This is a genomic window from Conyzicola lurida, assembly GCF_014204935.1.
Classification (GTDB): domain Bacteria; phylum Actinomycetota; class Actinomycetes; order Actinomycetales; family Microbacteriaceae; genus Conyzicola; species Conyzicola lurida.
Window position 1 is genome coordinate 1319416 of the sequence record NZ_JACHMJ010000001.1, and the last position, 19461, is coordinate 1338876.

Below are 19461 nucleotides of genomic sequence, written 5' to 3' on the forward strand. Positions count from 1 at the left end.
CGGACCGGATGGGGATCACCGCCAGCGATCTCGATTCCGATTTCCTATGAACGACAACGACATCCACATCCCGGTGAACCTCGAACGCTCGATCGAGCTTCTCGGCCCCGCGCTCCAGCGCGACGGCGCCGTGCTCGTCGACGGCACTCTGGGGATGGGCGGGCACGCCGAAGCGTTCCTCACCCGGTTCCCGGACATCACCTTCGTCGGCATCGACCGCGACACCGACGCCCTCGCCATCGCGGGCAAGCGGCTCGCCCCGTTCGGCGACCGGGTGCACCTCGTGCACTCCGTCTACGACGAGATCCCGGCCGCGCTGAAAACCCTCGGCATCGACGAGGTATCTGCCTACCTGTTCGACCTCGGCGTCTCGTCGCTGCAGCTCGACGAGGTTGACCGCGGTTTCTCCTACTCCAAGGACGCGCCGCTCGACATGCGCATGGACGCGACCTCACCGCTCACCGCGGAGAAGATCCTCGCCGAATACAGCGAATTCGAACTGCGCCGCATCTTCTACGACTACGGCGAAGAGAAGCTCGCACCGCGCTACGCCAGCAAGATCGTGCAGCGCCGCGAGATCGAGCCCTTCGTCCGCTCGTCGCAGCTCGTCGAGGTCATCATCGCGGCCACTCCCGCGGCTGTGCAGCGCGCCGGCCACCCGGCCAAGCGCGTGTTCCAGGCCCTGCGCATCGAGGTCAACCAGGAACTGTCCGTGCTCGAACGCGCGATCCCCGCCGCGATCGACACGCTCGAGGTCGGCGGCCGCATCGTCGTCCTCTCCTACCAGTCGCTCGAAGACCGCATCGTCAAGCGCGTGCTCGCCGCCCGTTCCGCCTCGACCGCCCCGGCCGGGCTCCCGGTGGAACTCCCGGAGCACCGCCCCGAACTGAAGCTCCTCGTGCGTGGCGCAGAACTCGCCTCCGACGCCGAGAAGGCCGTCAACCCCCGTGCAACCCCCGTGCGTCTTCGTGCCGCTGAACGACTGAGGAGAACCAAGTGAGCACCAACCTCGCCTTCGCCACGCCACTGACCGCCCCGCGCGAGGAGCAGCACCCGCGCCACATCGAGATCGTGTCGAGCCGTGAGCAGCGCAAGGCGCGTCCCCGCGTCGTCTACGCGGTGGTCACCATCTCGGCCATGTTCGCCATCTTCATCGCCCAGCTGCTGCTGAGCATCGTCGTCTCCGACGGCGCGTACAGCATCGCCGCCCTGCAGACGAGCCAGCGCGACCTCACCCGCGAGGAAGCCGCCCTCAACGAGCAGATCGACCTGCTGGCGTCGCCGCAGAACCTCGCCACCCAGGCCGAGTCGCTCGGCATGACGCTCGGCGACACGGCTCCCGTCTACCTACGTCTCTCGGACGGCGCCATCGTCGGCACCGAGACGGCGGCCGGAACCGGCGCGACCGTGGTCGGCGGCGGCAGCCTCGTCCCGAACTCCCTGCTCGGCTCCGTCCCGCTCGTCACGGCGGCTACCCCCGCGGATGCTTCCGGCGACACCGCCGCGACTACCGCGACCACTGGCGCGCCTTCGACCGTCGCGGCCGAGGGATCGGTAGCGTCGACTCCCGTGGCGTTGCCCTCACCGGTCACCCGCTAAGAACCCGGCCACCCGCCCCGGAACGCTCCAGATCCGTCGCGGGAGTCAACGGTAAGGAACCCAGTAGTGAATGATGCGCGCAAGTCCAAACGTCGAGTCGGAATCGCGATCATCGTCATCTTCGCGGTCGTCGCCGTGTTCGTGGTGCGGCTCGTTGACATCCAGGTCGTGCGCGCCGCCGATCTGAACGCCCAGTCGCTCGAGAAGCGGTCCGTGCAACAGACCACGTACGGCTCGCGCGGCAATATCGTCGACACCAACGGCGCCGTGCTCGCCGACAGCGTCGACCGTTTCGACATCACCGCGTCGCCCCTGCTCGTCAACCCGTTCACCCGGCTGGCCGACGACGGCGAGACCCGCGTCGAGGTGACCGTGCAGGAGGCGATCGCCGAACTCGCCGAGGTGACCGCCGTGCCCGTCGCCGACATCACCACCGCCCTCACCAGCGACCCCGAGTCCAACTTCACCTACGTGGCCAAGGAGATGACCCTCGAGGTGCTCACCAAGGTGCGCGAACTCGACATCCCCTGGATCTACGACGTGCTCCACCCCGCGCGCACCTACCCGAACGGCGCGGTCGCCGGCAACCTCGTCGGCTTCGTCGGCACCGACGGCCCGCAGAACGGCCTCGAGACCACCGCCGACTCCTGCGTCGGCAGCACGAACGGCACCAGCACCTACGAGCGCGGCGCCGACGGCATCCGCATCCCCGGCAGCACGGTCACCACCGAGGAAGCCAAAGACGGCGGAACCCTGCACACCACGATCGACAAGGACCTGCAGTGGTACGCCCAGCAGATCCTCGCCGAGCGGTCCGTCGAACTCGGCGCCGACTGGGGAACCATCGTCGTCGTCCGCGTGAGCGACGGCCACCTGATGACGGTCGCCGACTACCCCTCGGTCGACCCGAACAACGTCGACGGCGTGACGAGCTCCGATCTGGGTTCCCGCGCCTTCACCTCCCCGTTCGAGCCCGGCTCGACAATGAAGGCGCTCACCGTAGCGTCGCTGCTCGACGCCGGTGTCATCACACCGACGACCGAGGTCACCGCCCCCGGCCGTCGCGACCTCGGCAACGGCTCCTACATCAAGGACGCCTGGGCCCACGCCGACATCCCGTACACCGCGGCCGGCGTGCTCACCAACTCCTCGAACACCGGTACCTCGTACCTGACCGACCTGCTTCCCGACAAGGAGACGCGTCGCGACTACATGCTGAAGTTCGGCCTGAACCAGAAGACGGCCGTGGACTTCCAGGGCGAGTCCGCCGGCGACATCCTCTCTACCGACCGCTGGGACGCCGTCACCAACTACGCGGTGCAGTTCGGACAGGGCATGTCCGCCACCTCGGCGCAGATGGCATCCGCCTACCAGGCGCTCGGCAACGGCGGGGTGCGGATGCCCCTCACCCTCGTCGAGGGCTGCGAGTGGGCCGACGGCACCTGGACCGACCTCCCCTCCACCGAGGGCGTGCAGGTCGTCTCCGAGTCCGCCGCCGACCAGACCGTCGCCATGATGGAGAACGTCGTCACCCAGGGCGGTCTGAGCAACGAACTGAGCATCCCGGGCTACCGCGTCGCGGCCAAGACCGGTACCGCCGAGGTCGCCGACTCCACCGGTTACGGCTCCGACCGCATCATCTCCATAGCAGGCCTCGTGCCCGCCGAAGCACCGGAGTACGCGATTGTCGTGACCTTCGCCAAGCCGGATACGATAAAGACGTCGAGCGCCGTCTCGACCACTTTCAAGAAGATCACGACCCAGGTGATCAAGTCTTTCCGGATCGCACCGTCGGACGAACCCTCGCCGCTGTTGCCCCTCACGTGGTGAGACCCACTACAAACGTGAAACGAGAACCCGCAGAAATGAGCATCGCGTGACCGCCAGGATTCCCCCGGTACTTCGACCGGAGCATCCGTCGGCCAAACCCCTCACGGCGCTGGCGACCGAGTTCGCGCTCGAATCGCGCGGCTCTCTCGACGGTATCGAGATCACCGGCATCACCCTCAGCACGGGTGACCTGCACGCGGGGGACCTGTACGTCGGGATGCCGGGAGCGAACAGCCATGGCGCGAAGTACGCGGCTCAGGCCAAGGCGGGCGGCGCCGTGGCCGTGCTGACCGACGCCGCCGGTGCCGAACTCGCGGCAGACACCGGTCTGCCCATCCTCGTCGTCGACTCGCCCCGCGCCGCGCTCGGTGCCATCGCCGCCTGGGTCTACGACACGAACGTCAACCCGCCGCTGCGATTCGGCACCACCGGGACCAACGGCAAGACCAGCGTCTCCTACCTGCTCGACGGCATCCTCAAGCAGCTCGGCCGCACCACCGGTCTCAGCTCGACCGCGGAGCGACACATCGGCGACCTCGTCGTCGTCAGCCGCCTGACCACCCCCGAGGCGAGCGAGATGCACGCCCTGCTCGCCCGCATGCGCGAGAGCGCCGTCGACGCCGTCGTTATCGAGGTCAGCGCGCAGGCGCTCAGCCGCCACCGGGTCGACGGCATCGTCTTCGACGTCGTCGGGTTCACCAACCTGAGCCACGACCACCTCGACGACTACGCCGACATGGAGGAGTATTTCCAGGCGAAGCTGCCGCTCTTCCAGCCCGACCGCGGCACGCGCGGCGTGATCTCGCTCGATTCCCCGTACGGCGCGCGCGTCGTGGAGGAAGCCGGCATCCCGGTCACCACCATCTCGTCGACGCCCGGCGTCGTGGGGGACTGGAACGTCGACATCACGGCCGAGGAGGCCGCGTTCACGGCGTTCACCCTCACCGCGCCCGACGGACGCGAACTGTCGAGCCGCGTGCCGATCATCGGCCGCCACATGGCCGCCAACGGAGCGCTCGCCATCGTCATGCTGGTCGAGGCCGGCTTCGAGCTCGACGAGATCGCCGCCGCACTGGAGAAGTCCGGGGGCATCGAGGCGTACCTGCCCGGCCGCACCGAGCGCGTCTCGGGCGACCGCGGCCCCGCCGTGTTCGTCGACTTCGGTCACAGCCCCGACGCCTTCCTCAACACGCTCGCCGCCGTGCGCACGTTCACCCGCGGCAAGGTCGTCATGGTGTTCGGCGCCGACGGCGACCGCGACGCCACCAAGCGGCACGAGATGGCCCGCGTCGCCTCCGAGGGGTCCGACATCCTCGTCATCACCGACCACCACCCGCGCTTCGAGAACGCCGCCTCCATCCGCGCGACACTCGTCGAGGGCGCGCACCTGGCCGAGCACGAGGCGGAGCTGCACGAGGTGAGCCCTCCCGAGAGCGCCATCCGCACCGCCGTCGGCCTCGCCGGCGAGGGCGACTCGATCCTCTGGGCCGGCCCCGGCCACCAGGACTACCGCGACATCGAGGGTGTCCGCACGCCGTACTCCGCGCGAGAAGAAGCGCGCGCCGCCCTGCGCGAAGCCGGTTGGGCGTGAGCCTCCAGGTAGCGCCCCACCGCGGACTCGCGACGACGACGGCCCTCGTGGGCGCGGTCGTCGCGGCCGCCGCCGGGGAGCGCGACGTGATCGTGCTTCTCGGCGACCCCGGCGAGCTCGTACCCTCCACCGACCCGGTCGTCGTGGTGCTGGCGGATGACGCGGCCCTCGTCACCGCCGGGTCCACGATCCGCGCCGACCACGCCGTCGCCACCGTGGGGTACTCCGCCGGCGCCGACACCCGCGCCACCGACATCGCGGTCGACGTCGAGGGAACCGGTTTCGTCGCGCTGCGCCACGGCGTCGCGCTTCCCGTGCGTCTCGCCCTCGTCGGCGAGCGGCACGTGCCCGCCGCCCTCGCCGCGCTCGAGGTCGGGCTGCAGCTCGGCCTGCCGCCCGAGACCGCCGTCGCGGCCCTCGCCGCGGTCACCTCCGCCGAGAGCGGGAACCTCGAGACCGCGGCATCCGCCCACGGCCGGCGCCTCATCGACGACGGGTACGACCTGACGCCCCTCTCCACGACGGAGGCCCTCAAGACCCTCGCCGAGATCACCCGCGACAGTGCCCGGTCGATCGCCGTGCTCGGCGAACTCGACCTGCCCGCCGGCACCGGCCCGCAGGAATCGCGCGAGGAGCACGACCGCATCGGCCGTCTCGTCGTGCGGCTCAACATCGACGCGCTCATCGTCATCGGGCAGTCGGCACGGCACATTCACAACGCGGCGGGCCTCGAAGGTTCGTGGGACGGGGAGTCGGTGCTCGTCGACACCGCCGAGGAGGCATACGATTTGCTCACTGACCAACTGTCCGAGCGGGGTAGCGACACCGTCGTCCTCGTGAAGTCTCCGTTCTCCGACCGGCTTCGTGCTCTCGGCGCCACAATCGAAAGCGTGTCCGCATGATCGCACTCCTGACCGGAGCGGCCTTCTCGCTGGTCTTCACTCTGCTCACCACGCCCCTGTTCATCAAACTGTTCAACCGCATCGGCTGGGGACAGTTCATCCGCGACGACGGTCCGCAGTCGCACCACGCCAAGCGCGGCACGCCGACCATGGGCGGCATCGTGTTCATCATCGGCGCGGTGCTCGGCTACTTCGTCGGGCACCTCATCGCGCGGGAGCCGTTCACCCTCGTCGCCTTCCTGGTCATGTTCCTCATGGTGGGCCTCGGCGCGGTCGGTTTCCTCGACGACTTCCTGAAGACCCGTAACCAGCGCAGCCTCGGACTCGGCGGCTGGTCGAAGATCCTCGGCCAGGTCATCGTCGCCGCCATCTTCGCGGTGATCGCGCTCAACTTCCCCGACGAGAACGACCTGACGCCGGTGTCGAAGATCCTCGACGGCGTGCAGCACACCTACATCTCGTTCGTCCGTGACATCGAGTGGCTCGACTTCGCCACGTTCGGGCTCATCGGCGGCGGCATCCTGTTCGCCATCTGGTCGATCGTGATCGTGGTCAGCGCCTCGAACGGCGTCAACGTGGCCGACGGTCTCGACGGTCTCGCGACCGGCGCGTCGATCCTCGCCTTCACGTCGTACATCTTCATCGGCTTCTGGCAGAACAACCAGTCCTGCTACAACGTGAACGTGCAGGAGAGCGTCGAGAACTCGTTCCGCTGCTACCAGGTGCGCGACCCGCTCGACCTCGCGGTCATCGCGGCCTGCATCGTGGGAAGCCTCATCGGCTTCCTCTGGTGGAACACCAGCCCGGCGCAGATCTTCATGGGCGACACCGGCTCGCTGGGCCTCGGCGGCGCACTCGCCGCCCTCGCCATCCTCAGCCGCACCGACCTGCTGCTCGTCTTCATCGGCGGACTGTTCCTCATCGTCACCGGTTCGGTGATCCTGCAGCGCATCTACTTCAAGCTCACCAAGGGCAAGCGCATCTTCCTGATGAGCCCGCTGCACCACCACTTCGAACTCAAGGGCTGGGCCGAGATCACCGTCGTGGTGAGGTTCTGGATCATCGCCGGCCTGTTCGTCGCCGCGGGCATCGGAATCTTCTACGTCGAATGGGCGTTGGCCCGACCGTGACCGATCTGACAACTCTCACCAGCTGGCACGCCGACTGGAAGGGCCTGCGCGTCGCGGTGCTCGGACTCGGCATGACCGGATTCGCCGCGGCCGACACACTCGTCGAACTCGGGGCCACCGTCCTCGTCGTCGCCGCGAAGGCACCCGAGGAGCACGCCGACCTGCTCGGCGTCATCGGTGCCGAACTGCTCGAGGTCCCGGGGCTCGACGCGGTACCCCCGCGGCTCGCCGAGTTCGACCCGGAACTGGTGATCGTCTCGCCCGGCTTCCACCCCGACCACGCCGTGCTGCTCTGGGCCGCCGCGACGGGCATCCCCGTCTGGGGCGACATCGAGCTGGCCTGGCGGGTGCGCGACAAGGTGCGCGCCGCCGAGTGGATCACGGTCACCGGAACCAACGGCAAGACCACGACCGTGCAGCTCGCCACCCATCTTCTGGCCGCCGCCGGACACCGCGTGGCCGCGGTCGGCAACATCGGCGTGCCGGTGCTCGACGCCGTGCGCGACCCGATCGGCTTCGACGTGCTCGTCGTCGAGCTGTCCAGCTACCAGCTGCACTGGATCAACCAGACGCCCGAGGGCTCGCTCTCGCCGCTCGCGAGCGTCTGCCTGAACCTCGCCGACGACCACCTCGACTGGCACGGCTCTGCCGACGCCTACGCGGCGGCCAAGGGCAAGGTCTACGACAACACCCGCATCGCGGCCGTCTACAACCTCGCCGACGAGGCGACCATGCACATGGTCGAAGAGGCCGACGTGGTCGAGGGATGCCGCGCCATCGGTTTCGGAACGGGTGCACCGGGTCCGAGCGACCTCGGAGTCGTCGACGGCATCATCGTCGACCGCGCGTTCCACGACGACCGCCGCAACTCGGCGTTCGAACTGACCACCCACGGCGAGCTCGCGGCCGCGGGTCTCGCGGCGCCGCACTCCGTCTCGAACGTGCTCGCCGCATCCGCCCTGGTGCGTGCCTACGGGGTCGCACCCGCCGTCATCCGGGACGCCCTCGCGACCTTCCGCATCGACCACCACCGCACCGAGACGGTCCTCGAAGCCGACGGCGTGCTCTGGGTCGACGACTCGAAGGCCACCAACCCGCACGCCGCCGAGGCGTCGTTGCGCGCCTTCGAGCGCGTCGTCTGGGTCGTCGGCGGCCTGCTCAAGGGCGTCGACGTCAGCCGGCTGGTCGAGCGGCAGGCCGCCCGGCTCGCCGCGGCGGTCATCATCGGTGTCGACCGCACGGAGCTTCGCGAGGCATTCGAGCGACACGCGCCGGGGCTCCCGGTCTTTGAGGTGGCCGCGACGGACACTGATGACGTAATGCCAGAGGTCGTGCGCTTGTCGGCGGCTGCTGCGCGACCGGGGGACACCGTGCTCCTGGCTCCGGCAGCGGCATCCATGGATCAGTTCACCGACTACGGAGACCGCGGGCGTCGCTTCGCAGCGGCGGTCCTCGATCAGTTGCGTAGCCCATCAGACAGTTCAGCAGACGACAGTGCAGGAGGTGCAGCGGATGACGACCACTCGGAATCCGGGCACGGGGCAGGCGAACCAGGGGCCCCAACCGCCTAAGCGGCCGACTCGACCGGCGGGCAACCCGCCCGCGGCACGTCGTACCCCGCCCGCGGCGGGTGCCGACCAGCCCGCGGCATCCCGTCCCTCCACCATCACGGTGGGCGTGCGCAAGATCTTCGCCGCGGAAACCGGCAACTTCTTCCTCCTGCTCGGCACGACGCTGTTCCTCGTCGTGTTCGGTCTCGTCATGGTGCTGTCGTCCTCGTCGGTCGAGTCGCACCTCGAGAGCAACGACTTCTTCGCCTCGTTCTCCCGCCAGGGACTGTTCGCCCTCATCGGCGTGCCCGTGATGCTGTTCGCCTCCCGGATGCCGATCTCGTTCTGGAAGCGTTGGGCCTGGCCGGCCATCGCGCTGGGCGTCGGCCTGCAGCTGCTCGTCTTCACCCCGCTCGGCTGGGGCTACGGCGGAAACCAGAACTGGATCAAGATCGCCGGCTTCACCGCGCAGCCATCCGAGCTCCTCAAGCTCGCGCTCATCGTCTGGGTCGCATCCGTGCTCGTGTCGAAGCAGCACCTGTTGGCCGACTGGAAGCACGTCCTGCTGCCTATCGGCCCGGTCGCCGGCCTCGCCATCGGACTGGTCCTCGTCGGTAACGACCTCGGAACCGCGGTCATCATGCTGTCGATTGTGCTCGGCGCGCTCTTCTTCGCCGGTATCAAGCTGCGCTTCCTCGCCCTCGCGGTCGGGGTGCTCTCGTTCTTCGGCCTCGTCATCGCGTTCGCGAGCTCGTCGCGGACGGAGCGCATCGGCGCCTGGATCAACGGCTGCACCCCCGAGCAGTACGAGAACTTCTGCTGGCAGCCCACGCACGGGCTCTGGGCGCTCGCGTCCGGCGGCATCTTCGGCGTCGGTCTCGGCAATTCCAAGGCCAAGTGGTCGTGGCTGCCCGAAGCCGACAACGACTACATCTTCGCGATCATCGGCGAGGAACTCGGCCTGATCGGCGCGATCGTCGTGCTGGCCCTGTTCATCGTGCTCGCCCTGTCGTTCGTGCGCATCCTCCGCGCCAACTCCGACCCGTTCGCCCGCATCGTCACCGCCGGCGTCGGCATCTGGGTGATCGGCCAGGCCCTGGTCAACATCGCGGTGGTGCTCGGTGTGCTCCCGGTGCTCGGTGTGCCGCTCCCGCTGACCTCCGCGGGAGGCACGGCCCTCATCTCGACCCTGCTCGCCATCGGCGTGGTGCTCTCCTTCGCGAGGGAACACCCGGCCCCGGCCGACGGACCCGATCCCTCCACCCGTTCCGACCGTCCCGTCGAGCAGACCCCGGCCGAGCGTTCGCGCCTCGCGGCCGCCCAGCGTGCACGTCCGGTGCGAGAGAGGCGCACCTCGTGACCACCTATCTTCTGGCGGGCGGCGGCACCGCCGGCCACGTCAACCCGCTGCTGGCGACCGCCGACCGCATTTCCGACAGACACGAGGATGCCGCGGTCGTCGTCCTCGGAACCCGCGAGGGGCTCGAGGCACGCCTCGTGCCCGAACGCGGCTACGAACTGGTCACCATCGCGCGCCTCCCGTTCCCGCGTCGCCCGAGTGCCGCGGCGCTGAAGTTCCCGGCGGCGTTCCGTGCCGCGGTCGACGAGACCCGCGCCCTGATCCGCGACCGTGGAGTCGACGTCGTCGTCGGGTTCGGCGGCTACGCCTCGGCCCCCGCCTACATCGCCGCCTGGCGGGAGAAGGTGCCGCTGGTCGTGCACGAGGCCAACGCCAAGCCGGGCATCGCCAACCGCCTCGGCAGCTGGGTCACCCGCTACGTCGGGGTCGCCTTCCAGAGCACCCGCCTCCGCGGCAAGACCCTCGTCGGTATGCCCCTGCGCGTCGAGGTCGAACGTCTCGACCGTCGCGCCGAGCGGGCGACGGCGCTGAAGTACTTCGGCCTCGACGAGGGAAAGCCCACCCTGCTCGTCACCGGCGGCTCCAGCGGAGCGCGTCACATCAACACCACGGTGTCCGAGGCGATCACCTTCATCCTCGGCGCCGGCTGGCAGGTGGTACACATCGCCGGCGAAAAGTCGGAGATCGTCGACCCGAAACTCGCCGGCTACCGCCTGCTGCCCTACTGCAACCGCATGGAACTGGCGATCGCCGTCGCCGACCTCGCCGTCTCCCGCGCCGGATCCGCGACGGTGAGCGAATTCTCCGCGGTCGGTGTGCCGGCCGTCTACATCCCGTACCCCGTCGGCAACGGCGAACAGCGGTTCAACGCCAAGGACGCGGTCGAGGCCGGGGGAGCGGTGCTCGTCGCCGACGCCGATTTCACCCCGGAGTGGGTGCTCTCCACGCTCGTCCCGCTCCTGCTCGATCGGGCGCTCATCGCCGAGATGACCGCGGTCGCCGGCGTGACCGGTGTGCTCGACGGCGCCGACCGCATGGTCGACCTGATCGACCGCGCGGTGGCCGAGCACCCCGTGCAGCCCGAGCCCGCTGCGGCATCCAGCTCTGACGACGACGCGAACGGTAAAATCGACACCGATGATCTATCCTGACTTTTTTCAAGCCCTGCCCGGCGAGCTCGGACCCGTCCACTTCGTCGGAATCGGCGGCTCGGGCATGAGCGGTATCGCCCGCCTCTTCCTCGCCGCCGGGCACACCGTCACCGGCTCGGACCGCAGCGAGAACCACAACACGGAGGCCCTGCGCGAGCTCGGCGCGACCGTCCACATCGGCCACGCGGCATCCAATCTCGGCGACGCCGACGCTCTGGTCTTCACCGGCGCCCTCTGGCCGGACAATCCCGAGTACCTGCTCGCGGTCGAGCGCGGTATCCCGGTGCTGCACCGTTCGCAGGCGCTCGCCTGGCTCATCAACGGCCAGCGCCTCATCGCGGTCGCCGGAGCGCACGGCAAGACCACGTCGACCGGCATGATCATCACGGCGCTGCTCGAGCTCGGCGCCGACCCCAGTTTCGTCAACGGCGGCGTCATCCAGTCGATCGGCACGAGTGCCGCGGCCGGATCGGGCGAACTGTTCGTCATCGAAGCCGACGAGTCCGACCGGTCGTTCCTGCTCTACGACAAGGCCGTCGCCCTCGTCACCAACGTCGACGCCGACCACCTCGACCTCTACGGCAGCCACGAGGCGTTCGACGAGGCGTTCGTCGAATTCACGTCGACGGCGCGCGAACTCGTCGTGATTTCGAGCGACGACGCCGGCGCCGTGCGCGTCACCGGTGCCCTGCGCGAGGTCGCCGATGCGCCGCGCATCGTCACCTTCGGCGAGGATGCCGCGGCCGACGTGCGCATCCACTCGATCGTGGCCGACGGGCCCGTCGCGTTCACCGTGACCTGGCAGGGCGTCGACTACGCCGCCCGCCTCCGCGTCCCCGGCGTGCACAACGCGCTGAACGCCGCGGGCGCCTTCGCCGTGCTCGTCGGACTCGGCTTCGACCCGTCCGACGTGCTCGCCGGAATCGAACTCTTCGGTGGCACCGAGCGTCGCTTCGAACTGCACGGGGTCGTGCGCGGTGTCAGCGTCTACGACGACTACGCGCACCACCCGACCGAGGTCGCCGCTGCCCTGTCCGCGGCGCGCAGCGTCGTCGGCAGCGGACGCCTGATCGCTATTCACCAGCCGCACCTCTACAGCCGCACGCAGCTCATGGCCGGCGACTTCGCCAAGGTCTACGAGGAGCTCGCCGACGCGACGATCGTGCTCGACGTGTACGGAGCCCGCGAGGACCCCGTGCCCGGCGTCACCGGGGCGCTCGTCTCCGAGCGTTTCGTCGACCCGTCGCGCGTGAGCTACCTGCCCGACTGGCAGGCCGCCGCCGACCACGCCGCCGAGATCGCACGCGAGGGCGACATCATCATGACGCTGAGCTGTGGTGACGTGTACCGCATCGTGCCGCAGGTCCTCGACGCCCTCTCCGAGTAACCCGTCCGATGAAGCGTCCCGAGGGTTTCGACCCACCCGCACCCGGCAGCGACGACACCCCCACGGGCCGGCGTCGCCGCGGCGACAAGCCGGCCACGCAGCCGGCACAGCCCGTGCCGCCTGTGCAGCCCACGCGGCCGGTGCGCCCGCCGACCCGTCCGGTCGCGCCCGGGGGTGCCGCCGGGCGTCCGGAACCGGCGCCGGAGTCGACGCGTCCCGCGACGCCGTCCAGCCCTGCCGTACCGTCCTCGCCGCCGCGCCGGCCGGCGTCGCCGAACGCCGGCGGTCCGTCGGCGCCGCGCCGCCCCGTTCTGCCGTCGTCCGCCGGCCCGCGCACTGCTGTCGCGCCCGCCTCTGCCGCGACGCCGTCCCCGTCACCTTCGGCACCGTCGTCTCCGTCGTCTCCGTCGGCGAGCCCGCCCACCGCGAACGCCCCGTCCGTAGCGCAGTCAGCGCGCCCGGCCTCCGCGTCGTCGATGAAACGCCCCGGATCGCCCGTGACCACGCCGGAACCGGAACCGGAAACGACAGAGAAGCGCCGCCTCTTCGGGCGTCGATCCACGGACGCTCCCGGCGCGACCCGTACCACGGCGCCGTCCGGGCCCGTCGTTCCGCCGACCGCGACGCCGGCACAGGGCACGCCCGCACAGGGCACGCCCGCACAGGGCAGACCTGCGCAGGGCACGCCCGCGCCGGGCCGCCGGGTCCCCGCCGCCGCCCAGACCGAGCGATCCGCACGTCGTGAGCTCGCCCGCGCCGCCCGCGCGCGCAAACGCTTCGAAAAAGACGAGGTCAAACGCTTCACCCGGCGATCGCGCTCGCGCCGGACGGTCTGGCTCTCGGTCGGCGGCGTGTTCGTCGTGCTCGGTGCCCTCCTCGCGGTCGCCGTGTTCTCGCCGCTGCTGGCACTCCGTACCGTGCAGGTCGACGGTGCCTCCCGGGTGAGCGCCGCCGAGGTGCAGGAAGCGGTCGAATCCCAGCTCGGCACCTCGCTCGCCCTCATCGACTACGGCACGATCACCGATCAGCTCGCGAAGTTCCCGCTCATCCGCAGCTACGTCACCGAGCTGGTGCCGCCGAACACGCTCGTCATCCATCTGGTCGAGCGTGCGCCGGTCGGTGCCGTCGTCAACGGTGCCGAGTTCGAGCTGCTCGATCCGGCCGGGATCGTGGTGCAGACGAGCGAGACGCGTCCGGAGGGTGTGCCGCTCATCGACGTCGGCACGGAGGACGCGGACAGCGTCGCCTACCGTTCGGTCGTCGAAGTGCTGCTGAGCCTGCCTGCCGAGCTGCTCGCCCAGGTCGACACCATCTCGGCGACGACGAAGGACAACGTGACGTTTTCGCTGCGCGGCGTCGGACAGACGGTGGTGTGGGGCAGTTCCGACCGCTCCGACTACAAGGCGAGCGTCCTCGCCGGCATCGTCGCGCAGCAGGAGCCCGACGCCCTCGTCGAGTTCGACGTCTCCGCGCCCGGCAGCGTCGTCGTCACACCCCGCTGATCCACGGCCGTCGGGTCGCGGTGGGTGCGTGGAGACGAGGCAACTGACACTCTTTCGCCGCCGACTTTCCGACACGCTGGAAAACCTGCCCGACGCGGGGGAGGGCCCGACCTACCCTCAGAGCAGTAAATATAAACTGAGTATAACTTTAGACCTCAAGTAGAGGTTGAGAGTTTCAGCCCCACATTCTCCAGCGGAGGCCGGACGTGACTTCAAACCAAAACTACCTAGCCGTCATCAAAGTCGTCGGCATAGGCGGCGGCGGCGTCAACGCCGTCAACCGCATGATCGAACTCGGTCTGCGCGGCGTCGAATTCATCGCCATCAACACCGACGCCCAGGCGCTGCTCATGAGCGACGCCGACGTCAAGCTCGACGTCGGACGCGAGCTCACCCGCGGTCTCGGCGCCGGTGCGGACCCCGAGGTCGGCCGTCGCGCCGCCGAGGACCACGCCGAAGAGATCGAGGAAGCCCTCGCGGGCGCCGACATGGTCTTCGTCACCGCGGGCGAGGGCGGCGGTACCGGTACCGGTGGCGCTCCCGTGGTCGCCCGCATCGCCAAGTCGATCGGCGCGCTCACCATCGGTGTCGTCACGAAGCCCTTCGGCTTCGAGGGCAAGCGCCGCTCGTCGCAGGCCGAGATCGGTGTCTCCAGCCTCAAGAACGAGGTCGACACCCTCATCGTCGTCCCGAACGACCGCCTGCTCGAGATCAGCGACCGCGGCATCAGCATGCTCGAGGCCTTCGCGACCGCCGACCAGGTGCTCCTCGCCGGCGTCCAGGGCATCACCGACCTCATCACGACCCCGGGTCTGATCAACCTCGACTTCGCCGACGTCAAGTCGGTCATGCAGGGTGCGGGTTCCGCGCTCATGGGCATCGGTTCCGCCCGCGGCGCCGACCGCTCGATCAAGGCAGCCGAACTCGCCGTCGCGAGCCCGCTGCTGGAGGCGAGCATCGACGGTGCGCACGGTGTGCTCATCTCGATCCAGGGTGGGTCCAACCTCGGTATCTTCGAGATCAACGACGCCGCACGCCTGATCCAGGAGGCCGTGCACCCCGAGGCCAACATCATCTTCGGTGCGGTGATCGACGACACCCTCGGCGACGAGGTGCGCGTCACGGTCATCGCGGCCGGATTCGACGGGGGAGAGCCGGTGCCGAAGGCACTCGACGCCAAGCGCACCAACTTCGTCGCCGCGGAGGCCGGCACCTCGGCCGCTCCGGCCGAGCGCCCCGCCGAGCCCAAGGCCGAGCCGGCCGCGTGGACGCCGGAACCCGAGAGCATCCCCTCGGCTCCCGTCGACCGCACGTTCGACGACGACGAGAACAACGACCTCGACATCCCCGACTTCCTGAAGTAGGTGGAACCCCTCGCCGACCGCCTCGCGCTCGTCCGGTCCTCCGTGGCCGACGCGGTGCGCGAGGCGGGTCGCGCCGACGGCGACGTCACGACCATCGTCGTGACCAAATTCCATCCGGCGAGCCTCGTCCGCGAACTCGCCGCCCTGGGTGTCGTGGACGTCGGCGAGAACCGCCAGCAGGAAGCGGTGGAGAAGGCGGCCGAGCTCGCCGACCTGGGTCTGCGCTGGCACTTCATCGGGCAGCTGCAGAGCAAAAAGACCCGCAGCGTGCTCCGTTTCGCCACCGCCATCCACTCTCTCGACCGGCCGTCGCTCGTGACGGCGCTCGGCTCGGCCCTGCAGAGCCCCGTGGATGCCGCGTCCGGCGTCACCACGATCGACGCGTTCATCCAGCTCAACCTGACCGACGATCCCGCACGCGGCGGCGTGAACCCGGCCGACCTCGAGACGTTCGCGGAATCGGTGCTGGCCACCGACCGCATCCGGCTTCGCGGCCTGATGGCGGTCGCGCCGATCGACGCCGACCCGCGTCGGGCCTTCGCGGGGGTGCGCGCCCTCGGCGAGCGGCTCACGGCTCTCGCGCCGGGTGCCACGGGCCTGTCGATGGGCATGTCCGGCGACTACCGCGAGGCGGTCCTGGAAGGCGCGACACACCTGCGAATAGGCACGGCAATCACGGGAAACCGCCCGGTCGCCGGTTAATCTTGCAGCACGAGCTATACACCGGAGGATCACAATGGCCAACCCACTGCGCAAGACCATGGTTTACCTTGGCCTCGCTGACGAAGAATACGACTACGAAGCAGCGCAGCCGAGTGCCCCGGTGGCGCCCGTCGCCACCACGCCCCAGAACGCCACCAACACCGCGCCTGCCGCGACGCGCGCCCCGGTAACCCCGCTGCGCCGTCCCACGGCAGCACGCCAGGCAGGACCAGCTGAAATGAACGAAATTCTCACGGTGCACCCGCAGCACTACAAGGACGCGCAGGTCATCGCCGAGAACTTCCGCGAGGGCATCCCCGTCATCATCAACCTCTCGCAGATGAGCGAACCCGATGCCCGTCGTCTGGTCGACTTCGCGAGCGGCCTGTCGCAGGGCCTCTACGGCAAGATCGAGCGCGTGACCGGCAAGGTCTTCCTGCTCTCGCCCGCGCACGTCATCGTGAGCGGCGACCACGCCGAAGCCGAGACGGACGTCGAAGCATCCTTCTTCTCGCAGCAGTGATCCCCGCTCCAGCCGCGACAGCGGTGTTCCACGCATGAATACCGGTGTCTCGATCGTCGCCACGATCCTAGCGATCGCCCTGAACCTGTTCGTCCTCATCATGTGGGCGCGGTTCGTGCTCGACCTGGTGGCGATGCTCGCCCGTGAATGGCGGCCCCGTGGCCCGCTGCTGATCGTCGCGGAACTCGTCTACACGATCACCGATCCTCCGGTGAAGGCTGTACGCCGGGTAGTCCCGCCCCTGCGCGCGGGAGGGATCGTCATCGATTTTTCCTGGAGCATCGTACTCATCGCGGCGATTATTCTCGGCGCGATCGTCTCGGGATTCAGGTAACGGCTTCACCGTTGTACTCTGGACTGATTGATCCGGAGCGATCCACAGTTCCATCGACGCAGTATCAGTGGCGTTAACTCAGCGCTACATCCAGTTCAAGAAAGTGTTAGAGGTGACGGATATGGCTTTGACTCCTGAAGACGTAGTCAACAAGCGGTTCCAACCGACCAAATTTCGCGAAGGCTACGACCAGGACGAAGTCGACGACTTCCTCGACGAAGTTGTCGTCGAGCTGCGTCGCCTGAACCAGGAGAACGAAGAGCTCCGCCAGCGTCTGATCGCGAGCGACTCGCGCATCAACGAGCTGCAGCGCAGCGCCGGCCAGAACGGCTCCGCGCCGAGCTTCTCTGCCCCGGCCGAATCCGCGCAGGAGCAGGCCGAGCCCGTCCAGGAGCAGGCAGCGCCCGAGCCCGTCGCAGCGCCCGAGCCGTTCGTCGCTCCGGCACCGCAGTACGCGGCGCCCACGGCCTATGCGGCTCCCGCGCCGGTCACCGACCCCGCCGTCGACCCCAACAACACGAACAACCTCCTGCAGCTGGCCCGCCGCCTGCACGAGGAGCACGTCCGTGAGGGTGTCGAGAAGCGTGACGCTCTGATCGCCGAAGGCCAGGAGCAGGCGACCCGCCTCGTGCAGGAAGCCACCGCCGCCCAGCAGGCCGCCGCTCAGGAAGCAGCAGCGGCCCAGCAGGCAGCAGCTCAGGAGGCGGAGGCCGCCCAGCGCGCCAAGCTCTCCACCATCGAGGCGGAGCGCCAGCAGCTCGAGGCCGAGCGCCAGCAGCTCGAGAACCGCGTCGAAGAGCTCCGCAACTTCGAGCGCGAGTACCGCCTCAAGCTGAAGAGCTACATCGAGGGCCAGTTGCGCGAGCTCGACTCGAACAACGTCATCGGTTCCACCGAGGCTCCCACGTCGACGCCCCCAGCGTCGCCGTACGCCGCCCAGTCCGCCGCGCAGCCCGCAGCGGGCGCCAACTACACGGGCTTTGGCGGAAACAACTAGCACTGCCGCGACGGCCAGTGCGCCGAAGGTCAGGATTCTGGCCCTCGTCGTACTGGCCGTCGTTGCCGTGTGCGTGTTCGCGATCGACCAGGTGGCGAAGTATCTCGTCGTCGAGAACCTGACCGAACGCCAGCCGGTCGCCGTCATCGGCGAGCTGCTGCAGTTCACCTTCGTGCGCAACCCGGGTGCGGCGTTCTCGCTGTTCAGCGGCACCACGTGGATCTTCGCGATCATCGCCACCGCCGTCGCCGTCTTCATCGTCGTCTTCGCCCGACGCATCCGCTCCATCGCCTGGGCCGTGCTGTTCGGCCTGCTGCTCGGGGGTAACCTGGGCAACCTGTTCGACCGTCTCTTCCGCGAACCGGGCTTCGGCGTCGGCCACGTCATCGACTTCATCCAGATCTATTGGTTTCCGGCGATCTTCAACGTCGCCGACATGGCCATCGTCGTCAGTATGGGAATTTTCATCGTGTTGACCATCAAGGGCGTCGGCCTCGCCGGCAGTCGAGAAACCAGCAGAACCGCGGATGCCGCGGCTCAGGACATCTCCTGATGGAGAACCGCAGCCTGCCCGTCCCCGACGGTCTCGAAGGCGTCCGGGTCGACTCGGCCCTCGCCAAGCTCCTCGGCTTCTCCCGCACGTTCGCGGCCGAGGTCGCCGAGGCCGGGGGAGTGACCGCCGACGGCGTCGTCCTCGGCAAGTCCGACCGCCTGACCGCCGACTCCTGGCTCGAGGTCTCGTGGGAGAACAAGCACGCCCCTGTGGTCGTGCCCGTCGTGGTGAGCGACCTCGGGATCGTCTACGACGACGACGACTTCGTGGTCGTCGACAAGCCCGTCGGCGTCGCCGCGCACCCCTCCGTGGGGTGGACAGGACCCACCGTGCTCGGCGCCCTCGCGGGCGGCGGCATCCGGGTGTCGACCTCCGGGGCCGCCGAACGCGCCGGAATCGTGCACCGCCTCGACGCCGGCACGAGCGGCCTGATGGTCGTCGCCAAGTCGGAGCGCGCCTACACCGAGCTCAAGCGCCAGTTCCACGACCGCGAGGTCTCGAAGATCTACCACGCCGTCGTGCAGGGCCACCCCGACCCTCTCGCGGGAACCATCGACGCCCCCATCGGCCGCCACCCCGGCAGCTCGTGGAAGTTCGCGGTCACCGCCGACGGCAAACCCTCGGTCACGCACTACGAGACGCTCGAGGCGTTCCCCAGCGCGTCCCTGCTCGAGATCAACCTCGAAACGGGCCGCACGCACCAGATCCGGGTGCACATGGCTGCGCAGCGGCATCCCTGTGTCGGCGACGCCATGTACGGGGCCGACCCGTCCATCTCTGCCCGCCTGGGACTCGCCCGGCAGTGGCTGCACGCCATGAAGCTCGAATTCACGCACCCCGGCACGGGTGACCGCGTGCGGTTCGAGAGCCGGTATCCGGATGACCTGCAGCACGCCCTCAATGTCCTCCGTGAGGCTTAGTCTTAACTTCTTCCGGTCGTTCGTTCTTTCTTAGTCGGAGTTGTTTTGCCCAGTAACGATTCATTC

The 19461-nt window shown here is 68.9% G+C and carries 18 protein-coding genes; all 18 read left to right on the forward strand.

The window, feature by feature from the left end:
• Nucleotides 1-46 precede the first annotated feature (46 nt).
• The 18 genes from rsmH to HD599_RS06440 all read left to right on the forward strand — a co-directional run bounded on the left by rsmH (nt 47) and on the right by HD599_RS06440 (nt 19395).
• Nucleotides 47-1000 carry a 16S rRNA (cytosine(1402)-N(4))-methyltransferase RsmH gene (gene rsmH, locus HD599_RS06355; RefSeq protein ID WP_184234843.1) on the forward strand — a complete coding sequence of 318 codons (954 nt, stop codon included), beginning with the start codon at nt 47-49 and terminating at the stop codon, nt 998-1000.
• On the forward strand, nt 997-1599 hold the full coding sequence (gene ftsL / locus HD599_RS06360; protein ID WP_184234846.1) for a cell division protein FtsL: 603 nt from the start codon (nt 997-999) through the stop codon (nt 1597-1599). The genes rsmH and ftsL overlap by 4 nt, the downstream gene beginning before the upstream one ends.
• A 66-nt stretch (nt 1600-1665) precedes the next feature.
• Complete coding sequence (locus HD599_RS06365; RefSeq protein WP_343061924.1) at nt 1666-3429, forward strand: peptidoglycan D,D-transpeptidase FtsI family protein; 1764 nt, start codon at nt 1666-1668, stop codon at nt 3427-3429.
• A 46-nt stretch (nt 3430-3475) separates the two neighbouring features.
• Entirely contained in the window at nt 3476-5020 is a 1545-nt protein-coding gene (locus HD599_RS06370) for a UDP-N-acetylmuramyl-tripeptide synthetase (RefSeq protein ID WP_184234849.1), read from the forward strand.
• On the forward strand, nt 5017-5922 hold the full coding sequence (locus tag HD599_RS06375) for a UDP-N-acetylmuramoyl-tripeptide--D-alanyl-D-alanine ligase (RefSeq protein WP_184234852.1): 906 nt from the start codon (nt 5017-5019) through the stop codon (nt 5920-5922). Before HD599_RS06370 ends, HD599_RS06375 begins: the two co-directional genes overlap by 4 nt.
• The gene (mraY, locus tag HD599_RS06380; protein WP_184234855.1) at nt 5919-7052 is read left to right on the forward strand and encodes a phospho-N-acetylmuramoyl-pentapeptide-transferase; all 1134 of its coding nucleotides are present in this window, start codon (nt 5919-5921) and stop codon (nt 7050-7052) included. The genes HD599_RS06375 and mraY overlap by 4 nt, the downstream gene beginning before the upstream one ends.
• Nucleotides 7031-8623 carry a UDP-N-acetylmuramoyl-L-alanine--D-glutamate ligase gene (gene murD, locus HD599_RS06385; RefSeq protein ID WP_184234857.1) on the forward strand — a complete coding sequence of 531 codons (1593 nt, stop codon included), beginning with the start codon at nt 7031-7033 and terminating at the stop codon, nt 8621-8623. The genes mraY and murD overlap by 22 nt, the downstream gene beginning before the upstream one ends.
• On the forward strand, nt 8565-9962 hold the full coding sequence (gene ftsW / locus HD599_RS06390) for a putative lipid II flippase FtsW (RefSeq protein WP_184234860.1): 1398 nt from the start codon (nt 8565-8567) through the stop codon (nt 9960-9962). The genes murD and ftsW overlap by 59 nt, the downstream gene beginning before the upstream one ends.
• Entirely contained in the window at nt 9959-11113 is a 1155-nt protein-coding gene (locus HD599_RS06395; protein ID WP_184234864.1) for a glycosyltransferase, read from the forward strand. Before ftsW ends, HD599_RS06395 begins: the two co-directional genes overlap by 4 nt.
• A complete protein-coding gene (gene murC / locus HD599_RS06400; protein ID WP_184234867.1) occupies nt 11100-12500 on the forward strand; it encodes a UDP-N-acetylmuramate--L-alanine ligase in 1401 nt (466 codons plus the stop codon). Before HD599_RS06395 ends, murC begins: the two co-directional genes overlap by 14 nt.
• Nucleotides 12501-12997: 497 nt before the next feature.
• Nucleotides 12998-14002: an FtsQ-type POTRA domain-containing protein gene (locus tag HD599_RS06405; RefSeq protein WP_343061926.1), complete on the forward strand. Its 1005-nt coding sequence runs from the start codon at nt 12998-13000 to the stop codon at nt 14000-14002.
• 206 nt (nt 14003-14208) lie between these two features.
• Complete coding sequence (gene ftsZ / locus HD599_RS06410; RefSeq protein WP_184234873.1) at nt 14209-15366, forward strand: cell division protein FtsZ; 1158 nt, start codon at nt 14209-14211, stop codon at nt 15364-15366.
• Complete coding sequence (locus HD599_RS06415; RefSeq protein ID WP_184234876.1) at nt 15367-16068, forward strand: YggS family pyridoxal phosphate-dependent enzyme; 702 nt, start codon at nt 15367-15369, stop codon at nt 16066-16068. It begins immediately after the preceding gene.
• Nucleotides 16069-16102: 34 nt separating this feature from the next.
• On the forward strand, nt 16103-16591 hold the full coding sequence (locus HD599_RS06420; RefSeq protein WP_184234879.1) for a cell division protein SepF: 489 nt from the start codon (nt 16103-16105) through the stop codon (nt 16589-16591).
• Between the two features lie 34 nt (nt 16592-16625).
• Nucleotides 16626-16925, forward strand: a complete 300-nt coding sequence (locus HD599_RS06425; protein WP_184234882.1) for a YggT family protein — start codon at nt 16626-16628, stop codon at nt 16923-16925.
• A 121-nt stretch (nt 16926-17046) separates the two neighbouring features.
• Entirely contained in the window at nt 17047-17922 is an 876-nt protein-coding gene (locus HD599_RS06430) for a DivIVA domain-containing protein (protein ID WP_184234884.1), read from the forward strand.
• Complete coding sequence (gene lspA / locus HD599_RS06435) at nt 17906-18475, forward strand: signal peptidase II (protein ID WP_246376113.1); 570 nt, start codon at nt 17906-17908, stop codon at nt 18473-18475. Before HD599_RS06430 ends, lspA begins: the two co-directional genes overlap by 17 nt.
• Complete coding sequence (locus tag HD599_RS06440; protein ID WP_184234887.1) at nt 18475-19395, forward strand: RluA family pseudouridine synthase; 921 nt, start codon at nt 18475-18477, stop codon at nt 19393-19395. Before lspA ends, HD599_RS06440 begins: the two co-directional genes overlap by 1 nt.
• Nucleotides 19396-19461: the final 66 nt, after the last annotated feature.

What these genes read in the sequence shown, in the direction of transcription:
- rsmH (WP_184234843.1), top strand. Translation starts at nt 47, where the DNA reads ATGAACGACAACGACATCCACATCCCGGTGAACCTCGAACGCTCGATC.
- mraY (WP_184234855.1), top strand. Translation starts at nt 5,919, where the DNA reads ATGATCGCACTCCTGACCGGAGCGGCCTTCTCGCTGGTCTTCACTCTG.
- murD (WP_184234857.1), top strand. Translation starts at nt 7,031, where the DNA reads ATGGGCGTTGGCCCGACCGTGACCGATCTGACAACTCTCACCAGCTGG.
- ftsW (WP_184234860.1), top strand. Translation starts at nt 8,565, where the DNA reads ATGACGACCACTCGGAATCCGGGCACGGGGCAGGCGAACCAGGGGCCC.
- murC (WP_184234867.1), top strand. Translation starts at nt 11,100, where the DNA reads ATGATCTATCCTGACTTTTTTCAAGCCCTGCCCGGCGAGCTCGGACCC.
- HD599_RS06420 (WP_184234879.1), top strand. Translation starts at nt 16,103, where the DNA reads ATGGCCAACCCACTGCGCAAGACCATGGTTTACCTTGGCCTCGCTGAC.
- HD599_RS06425 (WP_184234882.1), top strand. Translation starts at nt 16,626, where the DNA reads ATGAATACCGGTGTCTCGATCGTCGCCACGATCCTAGCGATCGCCCTG.
- HD599_RS06430 (WP_184234884.1), top strand. Translation starts at nt 17,047, where the DNA reads ATGGCTTTGACTCCTGAAGACGTAGTCAACAAGCGGTTCCAACCGACC.
- HD599_RS06440 (WP_184234887.1), top strand. Translation starts at nt 18,475, where the DNA reads ATGGAGAACCGCAGCCTGCCCGTCCCCGACGGTCTCGAAGGCGTCCGG.